The organism is Rhodanobacter sp. OK091 (assembly GCF_900142825.1).
Taxonomy (GTDB): domain Bacteria; phylum Pseudomonadota; class Gammaproteobacteria; order Xanthomonadales; family Rhodanobacteraceae; genus Rhodanobacter.
Genome location: NZ_FRCH01000001.1, coordinates 1,109,470 through 1,130,902, shown reverse-complemented (window position 1 = coordinate 1,130,902; position 21,433 = coordinate 1,109,470). Strand labels below are relative to the sequence as shown.

The 21,433-nt window shown below is 65.0% G+C and carries 18 protein-coding genes; 15 read left to right on the top strand and 3 right to left on the bottom strand.

All coding sequences use genetic code 11. The features are described 5' to 3' along the window. Positions 1–2 precede the first annotated feature (2 nt). The 13 genes from ftsL (at position 3) to lpxC (ending at position 15,463) form a co-directional block, all read left to right on the top strand. Positions 3–263, top strand: a complete 261-nt coding sequence (gene ftsL, locus BUA26_RS05295; RefSeq protein ID WP_178368573.1) for a cell division protein FtsL — start codon at positions 3–5, stop codon at positions 261–263. Further along, the gene (locus BUA26_RS05290) at positions 263–2,080 is read left to right on the top strand and encodes a peptidoglycan D,D-transpeptidase FtsI family protein (protein ID WP_072758485.1); all 1,818 of its coding nucleotides are present in this window, start codon (positions 263–265) and stop codon (positions 2,078–2,080) included. The genes ftsL and BUA26_RS05290 overlap by 1 nt, the downstream gene beginning before the upstream one ends. Beyond that, the gene (locus BUA26_RS05285; protein ID WP_072758484.1) at positions 2,077–3,585 is read left to right on the top strand and encodes a UDP-N-acetylmuramoyl-L-alanyl-D-glutamate--2,6-diaminopimelate ligase; all 1,509 of its coding nucleotides are present in this window, start codon (positions 2,077–2,079) and stop codon (positions 3,583–3,585) included. The genes BUA26_RS05290 and BUA26_RS05285 overlap by 4 nt, the downstream gene beginning before the upstream one ends. Further along, complete coding sequence (gene murF / locus BUA26_RS05280) at positions 3,582–4,964, top strand: UDP-N-acetylmuramoyl-tripeptide--D-alanyl-D-alanine ligase (protein WP_072758482.1); 1,383 nt, start codon at positions 3,582–3,584, stop codon at positions 4,962–4,964. Before BUA26_RS05285 ends, murF begins: the two co-directional genes overlap by 4 nt. After that, positions 4,954–6,054 (top strand): phospho-N-acetylmuramoyl-pentapeptide-transferase, encoded by a 1,101-nt coding sequence (gene mraY, locus BUA26_RS05275; protein WP_072758480.1) that lies wholly within the window; start codon positions 4,954–4,956, stop codon positions 6,052–6,054. Before murF ends, mraY begins: the two co-directional genes overlap by 11 nt. Further along, complete coding sequence (gene ftsW, locus BUA26_RS05270; RefSeq protein WP_072758478.1) at positions 6,054–7,289, top strand: putative lipid II flippase FtsW; 1,236 nt, start codon at positions 6,054–6,056, stop codon at positions 7,287–7,289. Before mraY ends, ftsW begins: the two co-directional genes overlap by 1 nt. Further along, positions 7,286–8,359 (top strand): undecaprenyldiphospho-muramoylpentapeptide beta-N-acetylglucosaminyltransferase, encoded by a 1,074-nt coding sequence (gene murG, locus BUA26_RS05265; protein WP_072758476.1) that lies wholly within the window; start codon positions 7,286–7,288, stop codon positions 8,357–8,359. The genes ftsW and murG overlap by 4 nt, the downstream gene beginning before the upstream one ends. Beyond that, a complete protein-coding gene (gene murC / locus BUA26_RS05260; RefSeq protein WP_072758475.1) occupies positions 8,356–9,795 on the top strand; it encodes a UDP-N-acetylmuramate--L-alanine ligase in 1,440 nt (479 codons plus the stop codon). Before murG ends, murC begins: the two co-directional genes overlap by 4 nt. Beyond that, positions 9,792–10,763: a D-alanine--D-alanine ligase gene (locus BUA26_RS05255; RefSeq protein ID WP_304442116.1), complete on the top strand. Its 972-nt coding sequence runs from the start codon at positions 9,792–9,794 to the stop codon at positions 10,761–10,763. The genes murC and BUA26_RS05255 overlap by 4 nt, the downstream gene beginning before the upstream one ends. Next, positions 10,760–11,494 carry a cell division protein FtsQ/DivIB gene (locus tag BUA26_RS05250; protein ID WP_072758473.1) on the top strand — a complete coding sequence of 245 codons (735 nt, stop codon included), beginning with the start codon at positions 10,760–10,762 and terminating at the stop codon, positions 11,492–11,494. Before BUA26_RS05255 ends, BUA26_RS05250 begins: the two co-directional genes overlap by 4 nt. 28 nt (positions 11,495–11,522) lie before the next feature. Continuing rightward, positions 11,523–12,755: a cell division protein FtsA gene (gene ftsA / locus BUA26_RS05245; protein WP_072758471.1), complete on the top strand. Its 1,233-nt coding sequence runs from the start codon at positions 11,523–11,525 to the stop codon at positions 12,753–12,755. Between the two features lie 131 nt (positions 12,756–12,886). Continuing rightward, a complete protein-coding gene (gene ftsZ / locus BUA26_RS05240; protein WP_072758469.1) occupies positions 12,887–14,077 on the top strand; it encodes a cell division protein FtsZ in 1,191 nt (396 codons plus the stop codon). Positions 14,078–14,548: 471 nt separating this feature from the next. Continuing rightward, a complete protein-coding gene (gene lpxC, locus BUA26_RS05235; protein WP_072758467.1) occupies positions 14,549–15,463 on the top strand; it encodes a UDP-3-O-acyl-N-acetylglucosamine deacetylase in 915 nt (304 codons plus the stop codon). 228 nt (positions 15,464–15,691) lie between these two features. On the opposite strand, the gene BUA26_RS05230 is transcribed toward lpxC, so the two are convergent. Then, on the bottom strand, positions 15,692–16,174 hold the full coding sequence (locus BUA26_RS05230; protein ID WP_072758465.1) for a DciA family protein: 483 nt from the start codon (positions 16,172–16,174) through the stop codon (positions 15,692–15,694). Positions 16,175–16,200: 26 nt separating this feature from the next. Here BUA26_RS05230 and BUA26_RS05225 point away from each other — a divergent pair, with 26 nt between their 5' ends. After that, the gene (locus BUA26_RS05225) at positions 16,201–17,130 is read left to right on the top strand and encodes a M23 family metallopeptidase (protein WP_072758463.1); all 930 of its coding nucleotides are present in this window, start codon (positions 16,201–16,203) and stop codon (positions 17,128–17,130) included. Positions 17,131–17,312: 182 nt separating this feature from the next. Next, the gene (gene secA, locus BUA26_RS05220) at positions 17,313–20,051 is read left to right on the top strand and encodes a preprotein translocase subunit SecA (protein ID WP_072758461.1); all 2,739 of its coding nucleotides are present in this window, start codon (positions 17,313–17,315) and stop codon (positions 20,049–20,051) included. Between the two features lie 97 nt (positions 20,052–20,148). Here secA and BUA26_RS05215 read toward each other — a convergent pair whose 3' ends face one another. Together BUA26_RS05215 and apaG are read right to left on the bottom strand one after the other, a co-directional pair. Then, positions 20,149–21,000 (bottom strand): symmetrical bis(5'-nucleosyl)-tetraphosphatase, encoded by an 852-nt coding sequence (locus BUA26_RS05215; protein ID WP_072758458.1) that lies wholly within the window; start codon positions 20,998–21,000, stop codon positions 20,149–20,151. 15 nt (positions 21,001–21,015) lie between these two features. Then, positions 21,016–21,399 (bottom strand): Co2+/Mg2+ efflux protein ApaG, encoded by a 384-nt coding sequence (gene apaG, locus BUA26_RS05210; RefSeq protein WP_072758456.1) that lies wholly within the window; start codon positions 21,397–21,399, stop codon positions 21,016–21,018. Positions 21,400–21,433 lie beyond the last annotated feature (34 nt).

Genomic DNA, 21,433 nt, shown 5'->3' with positions numbered 1-21,433 from the left:
CGATCGGCGCCCTGTTCATGCTGATCCTGCTCGCGGCGGTCCTGGCCAGTGCGATCGGTGTGGTGTGGACGCGCCACGAGAGCCGCGTGCTGTTCGTCAACCTGACCGCACTGCAGAACCAGCGCGACGAATTGAACATTGAATACGGCAGGCTCGAATTGGAGCAGGCCACCTATGCCGAACCGCGGCGCATCGACGATGAGGCCCGGCAGAAGCTGGGCATGCTCGATCCGCGTCCGCAAGACATCCGGTTGCTGCGCTGATGGGCTGGCGCCAGCACATCACGCCTCCCCAGCACGGCCGCCGCCGCAGTGCCGGGCCCAGCTCGCGCAAGCGCATGATGGTGGTGGTCGGCCTGCTCGGGCTGGCCTCCATCGGACTGGTGGCGCGTGCGTTCGATCTGCAGGTGGTGCGCAAGCAGTTCTATCAGAGCCAGGGCGACGCGCGCTTCCTGCGGGTGATGCCGATCCCGGTGTCGCGCGGCACCATCTTCGACCGCAACGGCGAGCCGCTGGCGGTGTCGACACCGGTGATGTCGATCTGGGCGAATCCGCCCGAAGTGCTTGAAAACGACGATCGCATTCCGCAGCTGGCGCAGGCGCTGGGTGTGGACGCGGGCGAATTGAAGGAGCAGCTGGCGCAGCGTTCCGACAAGGAATTTGTCTATCTGCGCCGGCAGATGGCGCCGGAGGCTGCGCAGGCCGTGCTGGATCTGGGCATTCCCGGCATCAATGGGCAGCGCGAGTTCAAGCGCTACTACCCGTCCGGCGAAGTCACCTCGCACGTGCTCGGTTTCACCAACATCGACGACCACGGCCAGGAAGGCCTGGAGCTGGCGTACGACGACTGGCTGTCCGGCAAGCCGGGTTCCAAGCGCGTCATCCGCGACCGCATGGGTCATGTGGTGGAAGACGTCGAGCAGATTCGCGCGCCGAAGCCGGGGCAGAACCTCACGCTCAGCATCGACCGCCGCATTCAGTTTCTCGCCTATAACGAGCTGAAAAGCACGCTGGAAAAGTCGCAGGCCGATTCGGCCTCGATGGTGATACTCGACGTGAAGACCGGCGAAGTACTGGCGATGGTCAACCTGCCGACCTACAACCCCAATGCGGTCAACAGCAGCAAGCCCGCGGAGCGGCGCAATCGTGCGATGACCGACTTGCTGGAGCCGGGCTCGACGATCAAGCCGATCCTGCTTGCGGCGGCGCTGTCCAGCGGCAAATTCACGCCGACCAGTCCGGTGATCGATACCACCGGCGGGCATTGGTATTTCCAGGGTCACGACATCCACGACACCCACAATTGGGGATTGCTGACGCCCACCGGCGTGATCACCAAGTCGAGCAACGTCGGTGCCGCGCACATCGCGATGCAGCTCGATACCGCGCTGATGTACGACACCTATCGCGCATTCGGCTTCGGCAACAGCACCAACAGCGGCTTTCCCGGCGAATCGGCCGGCCTGCTGCGGGTGGGGCGCGACTGGCGGCCGCTGGAAAAGGCGATCCTGGGCTATGGCTACGGCCTCAACGTGACGCCGCTGCAGCTGGCCAACGCCTACGCCACCATCGCCGATGGTGGCGTCATGCATTCGCCGACGTTCATCAAGGGCAACGACAGCGACGCGAAGGTCATCATCGAGCCGAAAGTGGCGCGCGAACTGGTGGACATGCTGGAGACCACCACTCAGCCGGGTGGTACCGCGGCGCCTTATGCGTGGATCGCCAATTACACCGTGGCAGGCAAGACCGGCACGGCCCATAAAGCAGTGGCCGGCGGATATTCGAAGGACAACTATGGCGCCGCGTTCGCCGGCATGGTGCCGGCGACCAATCCGCGGCTGGTTGCCGCGGTGGTGGTCGACAATCCCCGCAAGGGCAGCTACTACGGCGGCCTGGTCTCCGGTCCGGTGTTCGCCAAGGTCATGAGCGGCGCGCTGCGCCTGCTGGATATTCCGCCGGACAATATCGGCCGCTGGTACGTGGGCGGTCCCTTGCAGGTCGAGAACGGGCTGACTGGCAGCGCTCCGCCGGTAGCGCCGAACATCGAAGAAGCGCCGGTCGAGGAGGGCACGCCATGAGCACCGGCCACCTCGATCAGCTGCTGCTGGGGATTGCCGACGCACAGGTCGCCGCGGCGCCGGGCGCCGGGCGCATCGTGGTGTCGGGACTGACGCTGGACTCGCGTCGGGTGCGCCGCGGCGATGCATTTTTCGCGCTGCGCGGCAGCCGGGCTCACGGCATCGAGTTTGCCGCCGGCGCGGTACAGCGTGGCGCACAGGTGATATTGGCCGAGGCGCCGGCGGTCGACGATGTGGCGCCGCTGGACGTACCTCTGCTGTGGATCGACAACCTGCATGCGCAGGTCGGTGAAATCGCCGCCCGCTTCTACGAGCGCCCCAGCGAATCGATGCGGATGGTCGGCGTCACCGGCACCAACGGCAAAACTTCCTGTGTGCAACTGCTGGCACAGGCACTGACTCTGCTCGGTCATCGCGCGGCCTCGATCGGTACGCTCGGTGCCGGCATGCATGGCCAATTGCGCGACGGCGAGCGCACTACGCCCGATGCGATCAGTGTGCAGGCTTTGCTGGCGGATTTCCGCGATGCCGACGTCAGCCACGTAGCGATGGAAGTGTCGTCGCATGCGCTGGAGCAGGGTCGCGTGGGTGCGGTGGATTTCGAGGTGGCGGCGTTCACCAATCTCACCCGCGACCATCTCGACTATCACGGCAGCATGCAGGCATACGGCGCGGCCAAGGCGAAACTGTTCGCGTGGCCCGGGCTGCAGAGCGCGGTGATCAATATCGACGATACGTTCGGCCGCGAACTGGCGGCGCAGCTGCCCGCCGGCGTGCAGCCGCTGCGCTTCAGCACGACCGACGACCACGACGCGGAGATTGCAGCCAGCGCCATCGTCACGTCGGCCGAGGGGCTGGCGTTCCGGCTGCGTACGCCATGGGGCGTGCGGGCAATCAACAGCCATCTGCTGGGCCGCTTCAATGTAGCGAACCTGCTGGCGGTGGTGGGCTGCCTCGGCGCGCTGGGCGAACCGTTTTCGCGCATCGTGGTGGCGATCGAGCAACTGCAGCCGGTCAACGGTCGGATGAACCGGCTGGGCGGCCTGCACGGCCTGCCGCTGGTGGTAGTCGATTACGCGCATACCCCGGATGCGCTGGAACAGGCGTTGAACGCCATACGTGCGCACTGCGCCGGCAAGCTGATCTGCGTGTTCGGTTGCGGCGGCGAGCGCGACGCCGGCAAGCGTCCCTTGATGGGGGCGATCGCCGCACGGCTGGCGGATATCGCGATCGTCACCGACGACAATCCGCGCGGCGAAGACGGCGATGCGATCGTGGCGCAGATCGTCGCCGGCATGGCGTCGGCACGTGCGATGACGGTCGAGCGCGATCGCGCGTCGGCGATCGGCCATGCGCTGCAACTGGCTCAATCGGGCGACGTGGTGCTGATCGCCGGCAAGGGGCACGAAACCTACCAGGAAGGCGCGGCAGGCAAGCGTCCATTCGACGATCTGGCGGTGGCGCACGCCGCGCTGGAACGGATGAGCCGGGAGCCGCGCGCATGATGCCGCTGAGCGCTATCGCGGTGTGGACCCACGGACGCCTGCTCGGCGCCGACGCCGAGGTCACGGGCGTGGCGATCGACACGCGTAAGTTGCAGCCCGGCGACCTGTTCGTGGCGATCAAGGGCGAGCGGGTGGACGGTCACGATTATCTGGCCGAGGCTGCCATGCGCGGTGCCGTTGCCGCCATGGTGACACGCAAGCTCGACAGCGATCTGCCCCAGCTGCTGGTCAATGACGCTGAGCTGGCGTTGGGCGATCTGGCCAGCGCGGTGCGTGCGCAGCGCAACGTGCGGGTAGTCGGCATCACCGGCTCCAACGGCAAGACCACGGTGAAGACACTGGTTGCCTCGATCCTGTCGCGGCACGGCCGCACCCATGTCAGCGCCGGCAACTTCAACAACGAACTCGGCCTGCCGCTGACCTTGCTGGCGATGCCGCAGGACACCGAATACGCGGTGCTGGAAATGGGCGCCGGCAAGCCGGGCGACATCGCGTATCTGGCTGCCATCGCACGGCCCGATATCGGCCTCGTCACACTCATCGCGCCGGCGCATCTTGCGCGCATGGGCAGCATCGAAGGCGTGGCCGAGACCAAGGGTGCGCTGTATCAGGCGTTGCCGGCCGACGGCATCGCGGTCATCAACGCCGACGACGCGTTCGCCAGTTTCTTTGGCGGGCTGGCTGGCGCGCGCAAGGTACTGCGCTATGGCCTCGACCATCCGGCGGATATCGGCGCCGACGTCATCGAACAGCGCGTGGACGGTTCGCGTTTCGTGCTCAGCACGCCGCATGGCGATGCCGAGGTCAGGTTGCCGCTGCCGGGGCGCCACAACATTGCCAATGCGCTGGCGGCGGCCGCGATCGCGCTGGCGCTGGAGGTGCCGCTGGACACCATCGTCGCCGGGCTGGAACACGCGGCGGGCGCGGCCGGCCGGTTGCGCCGCGAAGTGATGGCGGGTGGCTGGACGCTGATCGACGACAGCTACAACGCCAATCCCAGCTCGATGGCGGCGGCGATCGACACCTTGCTGCTCGCCGACGGCGAGCGCTGGCTGGTGCTGGGCGACATGGCCGAGCTGGGTACGGAGGCGCGTGCGCTGCATGCGGGCATCGGCACGCTCGCTCGCGAGCGCGGCGTCGAGCGGCTGTTCGCGGTGGGTCCGCTAGGCGTGGCCACGGTCGAGGCGTTCGGCGTGCGGGGTCAGCATTTCGGCGACAAGGCGGCGCTGATCGCAGCGCTGCATGCGCAATTGCATGCAGGCGTCACCTGCCTGGTGAAGGGCTCGCGTTCGGCCGGCATGGAACAGGTCGTGGCGGCGCTCGGTGGTCATCCGGGCCACGCAGACAAGAACAAAGGGGGCGCATCCGATGCTGCTTGAACTGGCCGACTGGATGGCACGGCATTTCACCGCGCTGCATCTTTTCCAGTACATCACCTTCCGCACGATCATGGCCGCGCTCACCGCGCTGGCAGTGTCGCTGCTGCTGGGCCCGGCGCTGATCCGAAAGCTGGCCGCGCTGAAGGCCGGCCAAGTGGTCCGCAGCGACGGCCCGCAGACGCATCTGGTCAAGGCCGGCACGCCGACCATGGGCGGCGTGATGATCCTGCTCTCGGTCAGCATCGCCACGCTGCTGTGGGCCGATCTGCACAACCGCTACGTATGGGTGGTGCTGGCGGTAATGCTGACGTACGGCACGATCGGCTTCTACGACGACTACCGCAAGCTGGTGCTGAAGGACAGCCGCGGCCTGGCCAGCCGCTGGAAATATTTCTGGCAGTCGGTGTTCGGTCTCGGTGCGGCGCTGTTCCTGTACTACGCCGCACCGTCGGCGGTTGCCGGCCTGCCGGTGGCGGAGACCGCGCTGTACGTGCCGCTGTTCAAGCACGTCGCGGTGCCGCTGGGGCTGTTCTTCGTGGTGCTCACCTATTTCATGATCGTGGGTTTCTCCAACGCGGTGAACCTGACCGACGGCCTGGATGGCCTGGCGATCATGCCGACCGTGCTGGTATCCGGCGCGCTGGGCGTGTTCGCCTACCTGGCCGGCAACAAGGTGTTTTCCGAGTACCTGGGCATTCCGTCGATTCCCGGTGCGGGCGAGCTGGCGATCTTCTGCGGCGCATTGGCCGGTGCAGGTCTCGGCTTCCTCTGGTTCAACACCTATCCGGCGCAGGTGTTCATGGGTGATGTCGGCGCGCTGGCGATGGGCGCCGCACTTGGCTGCGTGGCGGTGATCGTGCGCCAGGAAATCGTGCTGCTGGTGATGGGCGGCGTGTTCGTGATGGAAACCGCGTCGGTGATGATCCAGGTCGCCAGTTTCAAGCTGACCGGCAAACGCGTGTTCCGGATGGCGCCGATCCATCACCACTTCGAATTGAAGGGCTGGCCGGAGCCGCGGGTGATCGTGCGCTTCTGGATCATCAGCGTCGTGCTGGTGCTGGTCGGCCTTGCCACGTTGAAGGTGCGCTGATGTTCGACTTCGACAGCACTCAGGCCAAACGCCGGCAAGGTCCGCGCGGCAGCTTCGATCTGTGGCTGCTGGTCGGATTGATCGGACTGGTCAGCGTCGGCGTGGTGATGGTCACCTCCAGTTCGATCGCGGTGGCCGACAGCCAGCACATGGGCGCGTTCTACTTCCTCAGGAAGCACCTGATCTTTCTCGGTCTTGGCGCGCTGGCGGCCGCCATGGCGATGCGCACCGAACTGAAGCTGTTCGAGAAGTACGCCTTCCACCTGATGCTGCTGGCGTTCGTGCTGCTGCTGGCGGTGTTCGTGCCGCATGTGGGCATGCGCCTGAACGGCGCACGGCGCTGGCTGAATCTGCTGGTGACCACGTTCCAGCCGGTCGAGGCCGTAAAGCTCATTCTGGTGGTGTACATCGCCAGTTATCTGGTGCGCCACCGCGAGAGTGTGGAGACGCGCTTCCTCGGCTTGTTCAAACCGGTGATGGTGGCCGGTGTGATCGTGCTGCTGCTGCTGGCGCAGCCGGACTTCGGCTCGGCCACGCTGGTGATCGCGGTGACCATAGCGATGGTCTGGCTCGGCGGGGCGCGGCCGATCTTCCTGTTCCTGATGGGGTTGCCGCTGATGCCGCTGCTGTATATCGCGGCCACCGGCGAGAGCTACCGCATGAAGCGTCTGACCACGTTCATGGATCCGTGGAAGGACCCGTTCAACGACGGCTTCCAGCTGACCCAGTCGCTGATGGCGATCGGTCGCGGCGAGTGGACCGGTGTCGGGCTGGGTTCCAGCGTACTGAAATTGTCTTATCTGCCGGAAGCGCATACCGACTTCATCTTTGCGGTGATCGGAGAAGAATTGGGCCTGGCCGGCGTGGTGCTGGTGGTCGGCCTGTTCGGATTGGCGGTGGGGCGCGGCCTGTATCTGGGTCTGAAAGGTGTCGAAGTAGGGCAGCGCTTTGCCGGTTACGTGGCATTCGGTGTCTCGCTGATGCTGGCGATGCAGGCGATCGTGTCGGTCGGCGTGAACCTCGGCGCACTGCCGACCAAGGGGCTGACCCTGCCGCTGATCAGCTACGGCGGCTCGTCGATGGTGCTGACCTGCGCCATGGCTGGCGTGCTGCTGCGCGCCACGTTCGAGATCAACCGAGCGCTGGATGCCCGCGAAGTGACCCGGCGCATGCCGGCCGCCGCGGTGGCCGATGCCAATGTCGCGGTGAAGCCGCGCGAAGCGGTGGCCGCATGAAGACTCAGGCGCCCGTGCTGATCATGGCCGGCGGTACCGGCGGCCACATCTTCCCCGGCCTGGCCGTGGCCGAATGTCTGCGCGCGCAAGGCGTACCGGTGGTGTGGTTGGGCGCGGTCGGCGGGATGGAAACGAAGGTCGTACCGGCGCAGCGGATCGAACTGCATACCGTGGCGGTGGGCGGCTTGCGCGGCAAGGGCATCAAGACCCGGCTGCTGGCGCCGCTGATGCTGCTGCGCGCGCTGTTCGCCTCGCTGGCGGTGCTGCGTCAGGTCAAGCCGCGCAGTGTGCTGTCGATGGGCGGTTACGTGGCCGGTCCCGGTGGTCTGGCTGCGTGGCTGCTGCGGCGGCCGCTGCTGGTGCACGAACAGAATCGCGTCGCCGGTTTCACCAACCGCAAGCTGGCCGGACTCGCCAAGCGCGTGCTGGCCGGTTTCGCCGACGTGCTGCCGCAGGCCGAGTGGGTCGGCAACCCCGTGCGCGACGCGATCGCCGCGTTGCCGTTGCCCGCGCAGCGCATGGCGGATCGTAGCGGCAGGCCGCGCCTGCTGGTACTCGGCGGCAGCCTCGGTGCCCGGGCCTTGAATCTGACCGTGCCGCAGGCGCTGGCCCAGCTGACTCCGGCACAGCGTCCCGAAGTGGTGCACCAGTGCGGCACGCGCGGCCTCGACGAGGCGCGCGCGGCGTATGCGAAAGCCGGCGTCGAGGCGCAGGTGGTGGCATTCATCGACGACATGGCAGGCAGCTACGAATGGGCCGACCTGGCCGTCTGCCGCGCCGGTGCGCTGACCCTGGCCGAACTGACCGCGGCCGGGCTCGGTGCCGTGCTGGTGCCGTTCCCGCACGCGGTGGACGACCACCAGACGCGCAATGCCGAAGCTCTGGTGGCGATCGGCGCCGCCGTTGTAATGCAGGAGAGTGAGCTGGACATACAGATTCTGGCGCAGCGACTGGAGTCGCTGCTGGGTGATCGCGGCCTCCTGCTGGCGATGGCCGAGGCGGCGCGAACGCTGGCGAAACCCGACGCGGCGCAGGTCATTGCGCGTGCATGCATGGAGGTGGCCGCATGACGCCGCGACGCCTGCATGCGCACGAGGACTTGATGAGCACGTTCCGTCGGGTGCACTTCATCGGTATCGGCGGCGTCGGCATGAGCGGCATCGCCGAGGTGCTGCACAACCTCGGTTACGCGGTATCCGGTTCTGACCGGGCCAACTCGCCGATCGCGCAGCGTCTGCAGCAAATGGGCATCACCGTGCATGTCGGGCATGCCGCCGAACACATCGGCGAGGCCGACGTGGTGGTGACTTCCAGCGCGATCAGGCAGGACAACCCGGAGCTGGTCGCCGCGCGTACCTCACGCATCCCGGTGATCCCGCGCGCGGAGATGCTGGGCGAGTTGATGCGCTTCCGCCGCGGCGTCGCGATCGCCGGCACGCATGGCAAGACCACCACAACCAGCCTCACCGCCAGCGTGCTGGCCGAGGCCGGCTATGACCCGACCTTCGTCATCGGCGGTCAGCTCAACGCGGCCGGCGCCAATGCGCGGCTCGGCACCGGCCAGTATCTGGTCGCGGAAGCCGATGAATCCGATGGGTCGTTCCTGCTGCTGTCGCCGGTGATCGCGGCGGTCACCAATATCGACGCCGATCACCTGGAAAACTATGGCGGCGACTTCGCCCAGGTGAAGAAGGCCTTCGGCGAATTCCTGCATCGGCTACCGTTTTACGGTCTGGCCGTACTGTGTGTGGACGATGCCGAGGTGGCCGCGCTGGCGAAATCCACCACACGCCGCGTGATGACTTACGGCATCGACACGGCGGACGCCGATGTGCGCGCGTTGAATGTGACCCAGCACGGCTTCGAAATGCATTTCGATCTGGTGCTGCCGGGCCGCGCCGATGTGCTGCCGGTGAAGCTCAATCTGCCGGGCCGGCACAACGTGCTCAATGCACTGGCTGCCGCCACGATCGGCTGGCAACTGGGCGTGGAAGCCGAGGCGATGGCCCACGCGCTGGAGCATTTCCAGGGCGTCGGCCGCCGCTTTCATCGGCGTGGCGAGATCGCGCTGGATCAGGGCAGCGTGCTGCTGGTCGATGATTACGGCCATCACCCGCGTGAGCTTGCGGCGGTGTTCGCCGCCGCGCGCGGCGGCTGGCCCGACCGCCGTCTGGTGGTCGGCTTCCAGCCGCATCGCTACAGCCGCACCCGCGATCTGCTGGACGATTTCGCGAACGTGCTGGCCGATGCCGACGTGCTGGTGCTGACCGACGTCTATGCCGCCGGCGAGACACCGATCGCCGGTGCCGACGGTCGCGCTCTGGCGCGCGCCGTGCGTGCCCGCGGCAAGGTCGATCCGGTGCTGATCGAGCATCCGCGCGAATTCAAGGACACCTTGCCTGCGCTGCTGCGCGACGGCGACCTGTTGTTGTTGCTGGGCGCCGGCGACATCGGCGCGGCGGCGGTGGAGCTGGCCCATACCGGTCATCTGAGGACAAGCAAGTGAGTACGAAAACCACCGTGAACCCGATCAGCGTCAGCAAGATCAAGGATCCCGCTCAGTTCGGTCGCGTCGCCGTGGTCATGGGCGGTAGTTCGGCCGAGCGTGAAGTGTCGCTCGATTCCGGTCGCAATGTGCTGGCCGCGCTGCAGGCACGCGGCATCGACGCGCATGCGATCGACGGTATCCCCGCGCTGCTCGATGCGCTGCGCGCCGGCCATTTCGCCCGCGTGTTCAACATTCTGCATGGCCAGCATGGTGGCGGCGAGGACGGCGTACTGCAGGGCGCGCTGGAGTCGCTGAATGTTCCGTACACCGGTTCGGGCGTGCTCGGCTCCGCTTTGTCGATGGACAAGACGCGCTCCAAGCGCGTGTGGCAATCGCTGGGCTTGTCGACGCCGACGTTCGCGGCACTGCCGCGCGGCGCGGATGTGCACGTGGCGGCCCGCCAGATCGGTTTTCCGTTGATCGTGAAGCCGGCCTGCGAAGGTTCCAGTGTCGGCGTGACCCGTGTGTTCGCGGAGAAGGATCTGGATGAAGCGGTCAAGCTCGCCGCGAAGTATCCGGGCGACCTGTTGATGGAAACGCTGATAGAGGGCGACGAGCTTACCGTCGCGATCCTCGGTCGGCAGGTGCTGCCGAGCATCCACATCGTGCCGAAGGCGGCGTTCTACGACTACAACGCGAAATACGTGGCCGAGGACACCCAGTACATCTGTCCTGGCCTCGAAGGCGTGGCGGGCGAGGAGTTGTCGGCGCTGTCGCTGGCCGCGTTCGATGCGCTCGCTTGCGCCGGCTGGGGCCGCGTCGACGTGATGCGGGATCGCACCGGCCGCAATTGGCTGCTGGAAGTGAACACCGCGCCGGGCATGACCTCGCACTCGCTGGTGCCCAAGGCCGCAGCCGCCGCCGGTATCGATTACCAGGAGCTGTGCTGGCGCGTGCTCGAAACCAGTTTCCGGGAGGGCTCGTGAAAGGAACCATCCGCCTCGTCGCCTGGTGTCTGGCCATCGCGCTGGTCGCGCTGCCGATCGTCGGCGTACTGCGCGGATGGTTCGCGGCCAGCCGCTGGCCGGTGACCCAGTTGACCGTGCAGGCCGAGTTCAAGCATGTCAGTGCGGACGAGATTCGCGCCGCGGTGCGGCCGCGGTTGGGCAGGGGCTTTTTCGCGCTGGATCTCGACGCCGTGCAGAAGGCTGTCGCCGCCTTGCCGTGGGTGGAATCGGCCGAGGCGCGCAAGCGCTGGCCGGACACCTTGCAACTGCGCATTTACGAACGGCAGCCGTTTGCGCGCTGGAACGACAAGCAGCTGATCAGCCGGCAAGGGCTGGTGTTCGATGCGCCGGGCGCGACCGACACCAGCACATTGCCCGACCTGCGCGGCCCGGATGCACGGCTGGCCGAAGTTGTGAGCTTTTACGCCGAAACGCAAAAGGCATTCGCCGGCACTCACTTGCAGATCAGCGGTGTGGCACTGACCGAGCGCGGCAGCTGGAGCGTCAGCACCGCCAATGGCGCGCAGATCGTGATCGGCGATCGCGAGCAGGCCGGCCGCCGGCTGCATCGTTTCCTCGATGTCTATCCGCAGCTGATCGCCGGCCATGCCGATGGCTTCACCTACGCCGATCTTCGCTACACCAACGGATTCGCCGTGCGCTGGCCGCAAGCGGCCGCCGCCAACGCTGGAGGCTCGCCCCGCTCATGAAGACGATCTGCCTATTGAAGGCCGCCCTATGAAATCGCGCAACGACAAGCAGCTGGTGGTCGGTCTCGATATCGGCACCTCGAAGGTGGTGGCGATCGTCGGCGAGTACGAACCGGGCGAACCGATCACGGTGATCGGCATCGGCACCCACGTCTCGCGCGGCATGAAGCGAGGCTCGGTGGTCGACATCGAGTCGACCGTCCACTCGATCCAGCGAGCGGTGGAAGAGGCCGAGCTGATGGCGGGCTGCGACATCCGTTCGGTGTATGCATCGATTTCCGGCAGCCATCTGGAAACCCGCAACTCGCACGGCAACGCGGCGATCCGCGACCGCGAGGTCACCGCCGGCGACCTGGAGCAGGTGCTGGAGGCGGCCAGCGCGGTGGCGATCCCGGCCGATCGCAAGGTGCTCTATAAGGAGTCGCAGGAATATCGCATCGACGGCCAGGATGGCATCCGCTCGCCGGTCGGCATGAGCGGAGTGCGGCTGGAGGCGAACGTGCACCTGGTCACCGGTGCGGCGGCGGCGGTGCAGAACATCAGCAAGTGCATCCAGCGCTGCGGCCTGACCGTCGACGAACTGGTGCCGTCGGCCCTGGCCAGTGCCAAGGCGGTGCTGACCGACGACGAGCGCGAGCTGGGCGTGTGCCTGGTCGACATCGGCGCCGGCACCACCGACATCGCGATCTATACGCAAGGTTCGATCCGCTACACCGCCTCGCTGCCGGTCGGCGGCGACCAGGTCACCAGCGACATTGCCTACGGCGTGCACACGCCGACCGCGCACGCCGAGGAAATCAAGATCAAGTACGCCTGCGCGCAGACGGGGCTGGCGCATGCTGAGGAAACCATCCAGGTGCCCAGTGTCGGCGACCGTCCGCCGCGCCGGCTCGCACGGCAGTCGCTGGCGCAGAGCGTGCAGGCGCGTTACGAGGAAATTTTCGAAATGGTGCAGGACCAACTGCGCCGCTCCGGCTACGAGAGCCTGGTCGCGGCCGGTGTGGTGTTGACCGGTGGCGCTTCGAAGATGGAAGGCGCGCTCGAGCTGGCCGAGGAGATCTTCCACAAGATGGTGCGTATCGGGGTGCCGCAGCAGATCGATGGTCTGGGCGAAGTCGTTTCCAGTCCGCTGCACGCCACCGGCGTGGGCCTGCTGCTGCATGGCGCGCGCGCCGGCAGCGCGCGGGTCGGCGGACCGGCGGGCGGCAGTGTCGGTGGCCTGGTCGGCAAGTTGCGCGGCTGGATCACCAAGAATTTTTGATGGCCGGTTTCTGATTTTTTGGGCGACGCAGGACGCGTTGCCTCGGGCGGAGGGACATCCGCCCACCACCATGGACCGACAGGAGTCGCGATCCTTGGTTACAACGACAACAACTCTACGGAGGACGGGAAATGTTTGAACTGATTGATAAACTCGCACCCAATGCAGTCATCAAGGTGATCGGCGTGGGCGGCGGCGGCGGCAATGCCGTGGCACACATGCTCAATTCCAATATCGAAGGCGTCGAGTTCATCGTCGCCAATACCGATGCGCAGGCGATGACCAGCTGCGGCTCGCGTACCCACCTGCAGCTCGGTGGCAACGTGACCAAGGGTCTCGGCGCCGGCGCGAATCCCGAGGTCGGCCGGCAGGCCGCGCTGGAGGATCGCGAGCGGATCGAGGCCATGCTCGAGGGCGCCGACATGGTGTTCATCACCGCCGGCATGGGCGGCGGTACCGGTACCGGCGCGGCGCCGGTGGTGGCGCAGCTGGCCAAGGAGAAGGGCATCCTCACCGTGGCGGTAGTGACCAAGCCGTTCCCGTTCGAGGGACGCCGGCGCATGCAGGTCGCCTTGAAGGGCATCGAAGACCTGTCGCAGCATGTCGACTCGCTGATCACCGTGCCGAACGAGAAGCTGCTCAGCGTGCTGGGCCGCGACGTGACATTGTTGAACGCGTTCAAGGCGGCCAACGATGTGCTGCAGGGTGCCGTGCAGGGCATCGCCGACCTGATCACCGCCCCAGGCCTGATCAACGTCGACTTTGCCGACGTGCGCACCGTGATGTCCGAAATGGGCCTGGCAATGATGGGCTCGGGCACCGCCCGCGGCGACGACCGTGCGCAGGCGGCGGCCGAGGCGGCGATCAAGAACCCGCTGCTGGAGGACGTCAACCTCAACGGCGCCTGCGGCATCCTGGTCAACGTCACGGCCGGTCCGAACCTGACCATGCGCGAATTCGACGAAATCGGCCGTATCATCCATGACTTCGCCAGCGAAGACGCTACTGTGGTGATCGGTACCTCGCTCGATCCGGAAATGAAGGACGATGTCCGCGTCACGGTGGTGGCCACCGGCCTCAACCGTGCCAACGCTTCGCGCCAGCAGCCGCCGATCCGCATGGTCGAGACGCAGCAGGTGCAGATGCGTCCTCGTCCGGTGGTGCTGCGTACCGGTACCGGCAACGAGGTAGTCGACTATGCACAGCCGGAGATGACGATCAGCAGCCATAGCCGTGCCGAGCCTTCTGCACCGGCGAAGAATGCCGAGCCGGGCTTCGATTACCTGGATATTCCGGCGTTCCTGCGCCGCCAGGCCGACTGATGGCAAATGGTCCAAGTTAAGGAGATGCGAAAATATTGAACGAATGCCCGTTAGGCAGGTCACTCTATCCAGCGCGCCCTACAGGCGGTCCACCGGAGGGTCGGTGCCGCGTTGCCGGGTCATGAGGGCGCGAAGCGGATAGGTTGTCCTGGGTGAACTGACTTGATCGGCAAGCCGTTCGCAGGTGTAGCAGCAAGACTGTGCGTCAGGATGGCGCATGGCCGGCCGTTGCGGGTTCCGCCCGTATCGACCAGCCCGATGCCCCGTGCCGGACTCCCGTCCCAGGTACGGGGCATTGTGTCGATTCGCCGGATTGTCGGGAGAAATGGCTTCGGATGCCCATCTCTTTCAAGGATGAAAGAAACATGAAGGTTTAATCAGACTGTACGGTACGGTTTGCTTTTATCACAGGTTAAAACTGTGTTAGCATCCGCCCCTGATTGGCTGCTGCCTACACAGGTACCAACAACAATGATCAAGCAGCGTACGCTTAAGAACATCATCCGGGCGACCGGCGTGGGTCTGCATACGGGTGACAAGGTGTACATGACCTTGCGTCCCGCGGCGCCGAATACCGGCATCGTATTCCGCCGCACGGATCTCGATCCGCCGGTGGACATTCGCGCTCGCCAGGACAACGTCGGTGATACGCGATTGTCGACCACACTGGTCGATGGCGACGCGCGCGTCTCCACGGTCGAGCATCTGCTCTCGGCGATGGCCGGGCTCGGTATCGACAATGCCTATGTCGACCTGTCTGCGCCGGAGGTGCCGATCATGGACGGCAGTGCCGGTCCGTTCGTGTTCCTGCTGCAGTCGGCAGGTATCGAAGAGCAGAACGTGGCCAAGCGCTTCATCCGCATCAAGAAGCCGGTGAAAGTACAGGAAGGCGACAAGTGGGCCAGCTTCGAACCGTTCGAGGGCTTCAAGGTAGGCTTCTCGATCGACTTCAATCATCCGATCATCAGCAAGCGCACCTCGCGCGCCGAGATCGACTTTTCCACCACCTCCTTCGTCAAGGAAGTGAGCCGCGCACGCACCTTCGGCTTCATGCGCGACATCGAGATGCTGCGCGAAAACAATCTGGCGCTAGGCGGCTCGATGGATAACGCCGTGGTGCTGGATGACTACCGCGTGCTGAACGAGGACGGCCTCCGCTACGAGGACGAGTTCGTCAAGCACAAGATCCTCGATGCGATCGGCGACTTGTACCTGCTCGGCCACAGCCTGATCGGCGCCTATCACGCGCACAAGTCGGGTCATGAATTGAACAACAAGCTGCTGCGCACGCTGATGGCCGATGCCTCGGCATGGGAAGAAGTCAGCTATCAGGACGATCCGGCCACTTCGCCGATCTCCTATGCGCATCCGGCTCAGGCGATCTGAAAACAGCACCGCCTGTCATCCCCGCAGCACAGCAAAGCGGCCGTATCTCTCGATACGGCCGCTTTTTTTTGTGATGAGCAAGGCATCTTGAACGCGCCTTGCTTCACGCCCCGATGACATTCCGGGCTATTTCTTAACTTTCTGCATGCTATAAACCCACCCTTGTTGTACAAGTCAGCGGCGTCGGCGCGACGTGCTGGTACGTACCGACGGAGCCAGCAGCGGGATTCAATCCGCTTCGGAGTCCGGGGAATCAGTGGTTTCGGCGAGGGACGCCAGCTCAAGGAACAGTGCCCGCCATTCGGGGTCTGTGAATGACGCGGCAGCGGCCCGGAGATGGGTGGCTGCCGCGAGCGAAAGCGGTTTCGACCGGTCCGGCGCTGTTGCAACCGGTGGTTGGGGGGCCACTTTCACGGTGACTGAACTGGCGCGTGTGCCGATGGCATGTGCGGTGGCAAGGATCTGTGTCTGCATTAACCGCAGGCGCGACGCCCAAGCCGGTGAAGACGCCAGGAAGACGAGGCGGTCGTTGCGCAGGTTGGCGAATCGCACCTGCTCGCGCAACGGCGATGGCAACGTCTGACGCAGTGCGCGATCCAGCGCTTCCAGCGCGCCAGCCTTTCGGGCCAGCGTCGCGAAGGAGCCACATTCGACAAGGGACTTCGGTCCGTTGCCGGTGCGGCGGGAAGTGGCTGGGGCGGCGCGTTGCATGGTGCCGACATTGATTCTGGAAAGACATGCAAATAATACTCGTATCACGTGCCAGGAAACTGCCGAAAACCCTCGATCTGGCGGATCGACGGCTACGCTGGAAGTTACTGTCACTGTTGTCATTGGGCGTGCTCGGCTGCATCGGTGCGGGCGTGGCGCTGGCGCTGGTGGTGGCCAGTCCGCGTGATCGGGCACTGGCTGAGATCCACGATCTGCAGCAGCAGATCCGACAGCAGAACAGCCAGCTGGGTGGCGTGCGCCGGGATGCCCAGCGTGACCTCGATGCGCTGGCGATGAAACTGGGGCAGTTGCAGGCGCAGTCGACCCGATTGAACGCGCTGGGCGAACGACTGATCCAGGTCGGCAAGCTCGATGATGGCGAGTTCAATTTCGACCAGCAGCCTGCGGTTGGCGGCGTCGAGGACATCGGAGGCACGTCTTATACATTGCCGCAGACACTGGACAGCAGCATCAGCCAGCTGGCCAGCCAGTTCGACCTGCAGCAGGCACAGTTGTCGGCGCTGCAGAGTCTGCTGCTGGATGCCAAGATCGAATCGAATCTGAAGCCGACCGGGATGCCGGTGCCGGGCTATATTTCATCCTATTTCGGCGTGCGTGCGGATCCGTTCGATGGCCGTTCGGCGCGGCATACCGGCATCGACATCGCCACTCCGTTCGGTACCGCGGTACACGCGGTCGCGGAGGGCATGGTGACATTCGCCGGCGTGCGCAGCGGCTACGGCAACGTGATCGAGATCGACCACGGCAATGGCTACATGACCCGTTATGCCCACAACAGCGCGCTGGACGTGCACCCGGGTCAGCATGTGCAGGTAGGCGACGTGCTTGCCCAGGCCGGCTCTACCGGCCGTTCGACCGGCTCGCATGTGCATTTCGAAGTCTGGTACGACGGCCGCGTGGTCAATCCGCTGGCCTTCGTACGCAACCACAGGTAACGCCGCGCCTTTCCCGCTGGCAATCCCTTGAATCCGGCCCTGGCCGACGCCATGCAGAATGCCTGGCACGGCGCGCCTTGATCGGCCGTGCCTTCCCGGGCGTGCCTTTATTGGGCATGTAGTAATATGCCCGATTGGCCCGTGTCTGTTGCGGGCATTCTGTTCCCCAATCCGGAAGACCGATGTTCAATCGTGCCCTGACGAGCTTGTTTGGTAGCCGCAACGAGCGCGTATTGCGCCAGCTTTCCCGATCCGTTCACCGCATCAATGCGCTGGAACCCGAGTTCGAGAAGCTGAGCGACGAGGCGTTGCGTGGCAAGACCGACGAGTTCAAGCAGCGGGTCGTCAACGGCGAGTCGCTGGACAAGCTGCTGCCGGAAGCGTTTGCGGTGGTTCGCGAGGCAGCCAAGCGCACGCTGGGCATGCGCCATTACGACGTGCAGATGATCGGCGGCATGGTGTTGCATCAGGGCAAGATCGCCGAAATGCGCACCGGTGAGGGCAAGACCCTGGTCGGTACCTTGCCGGTCTACCTCAATGCATTGGCCGGCAAAGGCGTGCATGTGGTCACCGTCAACGACTATCTGGCCCGGCGCGACTCCACGCAGATGGGCAAGCTGTACAACTTTCTTGGGCTGGACGTGGGCGTGGTCTATCCCGGCATGGATCACGCCGACAAGCATGCGGCGTATGCCGCCGACATCACCTACGGCACCAACAACGAGTTCGGTTTCGATTACCTGCGCGACAACATGGCGTTGAGCAAGGAGCAGCGCTATCAGCGCGGCCTGCACTACGCGATCGTCGACGAGGTCGACTCGATCCTGATCGATGAGGCGCGCACGCCACTGATCATCTCCGGGCCGGCCGAGGACTCGCCGCAGCTGTACATGGCGGTGAACAAGATCGTGCCGCGGATGATCCGGCAGACCGAGGAAGACGGCAGCGGCGACTACTGGGTCGACGAGAAGCAGAAGCAGGTGCACCTGTCCGAAGAAGGCATGCAGCACGCCGACGAGTTGCTGCGCGAGGCCGGCGTGATCGAACAGGACAGCGGCCTGTACGACTCGAAGAATCTGGCGGTGGTGCATCATCTCAACGCCGCACTGCGTGCGAACGGCATCTACCAGCGTGATGTCGATTACATCGTGCGCGATGGCGAAGTGATCATCGTCGACGAGTTCACCGGCCGCACCCTGGTGGGTCGACGCTGGTCCGACGGCCTGCATCAGGCGGTCGAGGCCAAGGAAGGCGTGCCGATTCAGCGCGAGAACCAGACCCTGGCCACGGTGACGTTCCAGAATCTGTTCCGCATGTACAAGAAGCTGGCCGGTATGACCGGCACGGCCGATACCGAGGCGTTCGAATTCCAGAGCATCTATGGCCTGGAAGTGGTGGTGATTCCCACCCACAAGCCGATGATCCGGGTGGACAACTCGGACATGATCTTCCTCTCCCAGGATCCGAAATACCGTTCGGTGATCGAGGACATCAAGGACTGCCACAAGCGCGGTCAGCCGGTACTGGTCGGCACCACCTCGATCGAGGTGTCCGAGCTGCTGTCCGGCATGCTGAAGAAAGCGAACGTGGCGCACGAAGTGCTCAACGCCAAGCAGCATGAGCGTGAGGCGCACATCGTGGCCCAGGCCGGTGCGCCCGGACAGGTCACCATCGCCACCAACATGGCCGGTCGCGGTACCGACATCGTGCTCGGCGGCAGCCTGGACGTCGCTTTGGCGGCATTGCCGGAAGACGCCAGCGAAATGGATCGCCAGCGCGTCAAGGCCGAGTGGAAGAAGCTGCACGAACAGGTTCTCGCTGCCGGCGGCCTGCATATCATCGGTACCGAGCGGCACGAATCGCGGCGCATCGACAATCAGCTGCGCGGCCGTTCCGGCCGTCAAGGCGATCCCGGCTCCTCGCGTTTCTACCTGTCGCTGGAAGACAATCTGCTGCGCATCTTCGGTGGCGAAGGCCTGGTGCGCTGGATGAAGCGCTTCGGCATGAAGGACGACGACGCGCTGGAAGATCGCATGATCAGCCGGCAGATCGAGAAGGCACAGCGCAAGGTCGAGCAGCACAACTTCGACATCCGCAAACACCTGCTGGAATTCGACGACGTTGCCAACGACCAGCGCAAGGTGATCTATCGCCAGCGCGACGAACTCCTCGAGGGAGACGATGTGTCGGCTACCGTTGCCGATATCCGTGAGGATGTGGTGCAGACCATGGCACGTGCCTACGTGCCGGCCGAGAGCATCGACGAGCAATGGGATCTGGCCGGCCTCGATCGCGAGCTGGAAAGTTCGTTCGGTCTGCAGATGGACCTGAAACACTGGGTCGAGCAGCAGCACGAGCTCGACGCCGAAATGATCCTCGATCACGTGCGCGATGCAGTGAACGGGCTGTTCCAGGCGAAGGAGGCGCAGATCGGCGCCGATACCATGCGTCAGCTGGAAAAGCACATCATGCTGACCGTGGTCGACAACGCCTGGAAGGATCACCTGTCCAACATGGACTACCTGCGCCAGGGCATCTACCTGGTCGGCTACGCGCAGCAGGATCCGAAGCAGGCATTCAAGCGCGAGTCGTTCAAGCTGTTCTCCGAGATGCTCGACCGGATCAAGGCCGAGGTCGTGCAGATGCTGGCGCGGATCCGCATTCGCAGCGAAGAGGAGGTTGCCGCCATGGAGGCCGAGCAGCAGCGCCTGGCGGATCGCCTGCAGAAGCAGATGCTGGCGACTGGCGGCGGTGCGCCGGTGGGCGGCTTCGGCGGCGATGCGGAAGCACCGGTCGTCGGCACCGGCATCGGCTTTGCGCAGTCTCCGGCACAGCATGATGGCCCCAAGGTCGGCCGTAACGAGCCGTGCCCCTGCGGTTCGGGCAAGAAGTACAAGCACTGCCACGGCCAGCTGGCCTGAGCGGAAAGCGAGGAATGAGTGGAGAGGAGTGAGAAAAGAGAGAGAAAGCCGCACAGCCTTCTCTCTTTTCTCACTCCTCTTCGCTCGTTCCTGCTGTTCAGTCCTCGCCGCCCGGCGGTCGCTTGCGGTGTGGTTCGGCATTCACCGCAATGTATTGCAGCTCTTCACTATCGAGCCGCAATGCAGTGAGTTGGCCGCCCCACACGCAGCCGGTGTCGATCGCATACACGCCGAGCCCGGCAAAGCGACCGAGTGCGGACCAGTGGCCGCAGACGATGCGGGTGTCGCGCCGACGCATGCCGGGCACCGAGAACCACGGATACAGCCCCGGCTTCTGCGTGCCGGGAATGCCCTTGGCCTCGAAGTCGATTCGACCGTTGACGTCGCAATAGCGCATCCGGGTCATCGTGTTGATCGTGGCGCGCTGACGGTCCAGTCCCTGCAGGCGGGTCGACCATACTGCCGGCCGGTTGCCGAACAGGTTGCGCAGCAGGCGCGGATGACGCGGGCTGGACAGTTCGCGCTCGACGTCTTCGGCAGATCTCTGGGCTTGCCGCAAGGTCCACATCGGCGCCAAGCCGGCATGCACCATAGTCCAGTTGAGCCGCTCGTCGTGGTGCAGCAGTTTCTGTGAGCGCAGCCATTCGAACAGCACCGGCGCATCGTCGGCGAACAGCACTTCGCGCAGTTCGGGATTCACCCGCGCCTGCGCGTCCTGACGCCGCTGCGCGATCGCCAGCAAGCTCAGGTCGTGGTTGCCCAGCGTGACGACACTGTTCTCGCGCAAGCTGTGGATCAGCCGCAGCGTTTCCAGCGACTGGCCGCCGCGGTTGACCAGGTCGCCGCAGAACCACAGCTGATCCTGTGCCGGATCGAAACGCAGCTTGTCGAGCAGGCGTTGCAATTCGGGATAGCATCCCTGCACGTCGCCGATCGCGTACGTAGCCATGTCAGCGCAGGACCATCAGTGCAGCGTGCGCGGAATGGACAGGGTGAAGGTCGGAATGGGTGCCTCGAACTCCGTGCCGTCGTCGGCCAGCATCTGGTAGCTGCCGCCCATGGTTCCTACCGGGGTTTCCAGCACGGCGCCCGAGGTGTATTGGTAATCGTCGCCGGGACGCATCCATGGCTGCTCACCGACGACGCCGTCTCCCGTCACTTCCTCCACCTTGCCATTGGCATCGGTGATCATCCAGTGACGGGTGAGCAGGCGCGCCGGCATCTTGCCGGCATTGCGCAGGGTGACGGTGTAGGCGAAAACGTAGCGATTGTCACCGGGCTTCGATTGATCGGGGACGAAGCGTGTTTCGACCTGCACGTCGATCGTGTAGGAAGATTTTTCAGTCATGCTCGGATTGTAAGGCCTGCCGCCATGAATGGGG